At 77.3% G+C, this 1,843-nt stretch carries 2 protein-coding genes; both read left to right on the top strand.

All coding sequences use genetic code 11. The features are described 5' to 3' along the window. Positions 1-1,116, top strand: a 1,116-nt coding sequence (locus AOK11_RS34845; RefSeq protein ID WP_055597658.1) for an amino acid adenylation domain-containing protein, incomplete at its 5' end; no start/stop codon positions are given. After that, positions 1,113-1,843: threonine ammonia-lyase (locus AOK11_RS34840; RefSeq protein WP_055597657.1), on the top strand; the 731-nt coding region annotated here is incomplete at its 3' end. The genes AOK11_RS34845 and AOK11_RS34840, both read left to right, overlap by 4 nt.

Here is a 1,843-nt window from a genome sequence, read left to right as displayed (position 1 = left end):
CCGCCGGACCATCCCGCGACGCCGCCCCCGCCGGTCGACCCGCAGGCCCTGGCCTACGTCAGCCACACCTCCGGCAGCACCGGGGAACCCAGCCCGGTCCTGGTCGAACACCACGCCCTCGACGCCTACCTGCGCGACACCGCACGCGCCTTCGGCCTCGGCCCGGACACCGTGGCCCTGCAGACCGCGCCGCTCGGCTACGACGCCTCGATCCGGGACACCTTCGCCCCACTGCTGGCCGGAGCCCGGCTGGTGATCGTGGAACGCGCCCGGCTGCTGCGCCCCGGCGACTTCGCCCGTACCGTGCGCGAACACCGGGTGACCGCGCTGCTCAGCGTCACCCCGTCCTTCCTGTCCCACCTGGCCGGGCAGCCGGACCCGGCCGACCCGCTGGCCGGCGTCACCCTGGTCGCCTCCAGCGGCGAGTCCCTGCGCCCGTTCCTCACGGCCGGCGGACGGCGGGCGGTACCGGGCACGCTCGTCAACCAGTACGGCCCGACCGAGTGCACCATGACCACCACCCGCCACGCCGTCCCGGCCGATCCCGACACGGCCGCCGACGTGGTGGGCACGCCCCGGGCGGGCACGGTCGTCCGGGTGCTCGACGCAGGCCTCGCACCGGTCCCCGACGGCGACGTGGGCGAGGTGTACATCGGCGGCGCGGGCGTGGCACGAGGTTACGGCGGGTGCCCGGCCCGTACCGCCGAGTACTTCCTGCCCGACCCCTTCGGCCCGCCCGGCGCCCGCCTCTACCGCACGGGTGACCTCGGCCGGTGGGGCCCGCAGGGCCTGACCTACGTCGGCCGCACCGACCGGCAGGTCAAGATCCGCGGCCACCGGGTGGACCCCGCCGAGATCGAGGGCGCCCTGCTGTCCCACCCGCGCGTCAGCGGCGCCGCGGTCACCGCGCACACCGACGACCGGGGACGGACGTACCTGGCCGCCCATGTCACCGGAGACCTGACCGCCACCGCCGACGCGGAGCTCCGCACCCACCTGGCCCGCTCGCTGCCGCCGCACCTGATGCCCCGCCGGTTCCAGCGCCACGACACGCTGCCCACCACCCGGGGCGGCAAGGCGGACCGTCGCCGGCTGGTCGTCGGGAGTGCCCCGTGACCGCCACCGGCCTGCGGCCGGCCGCGGCCGGCACCCTGCCCGGTCCTGCCGACGTCGCCGCGGCGGCCACCCGGATCGCCCCCTATGTCCTGCGCACGCCCCTGCTGCACGGCCCGGTGACGGCGGCCCACGGACCGGATCTGCTGCTGAAGGCCGAACACCGGCAGGCCGGCCACTCGTTCAAGATGCGCGGAGCCGCCAACGCCGTCCTGGCGCTGGACGCCGACCGGGTCGTCACCGGTTCGTCCGGCAACCACGGCATCGCCCTCGCCTGGCTCGCCCGCTCCCTCGGCATCCGGCTGACCGTCGTCCTCGCGGCGGGCGCGGCCCCCGCCAAGGCAGCCGTCATCCGCGCGCTCGGCGCCGAGACGGTCCAGGTGGGCGGGGGAGTGGCCGAGCGGGAGGAGCGGGCCGGCCGGCTCGCGGAGGAGACCGGCGCCACCCTCGTGCCCTCCTCGGACCACCCCCTGGTGGTAGCCGGGCAGGGCACGGTCGGCACCGAACTGCTCGCCGACGCCCCCGGCACCGAGACGGTCTACGTCCCGACCGGCGGCGGCGGACTCCTCGCGGGCGTCTGTCTCGCCGCCGCCGGCCACCCGGTCCGGGTGGTCGGCGTCGAACCGGCCCTGACCCCCCGCTACGCCCGCTCCCTGACCGAGGGCCACCCGGTCCAACTGCCGCCCTGCGCCACCGTCGCCGACGGCCTGCGCGGCCAGCGGCCGGGACG

This window comes from Streptomyces hirsutus, assembly GCF_001418415.1.
Classification (GTDB): Bacteria; Actinomycetota; Actinomycetes; order Streptomycetales; family Streptomycetaceae; genus Streptomyces; species Streptomyces hirsutus.
This window is presented reverse-complemented; position numbering and strand designations above follow the sequence as displayed.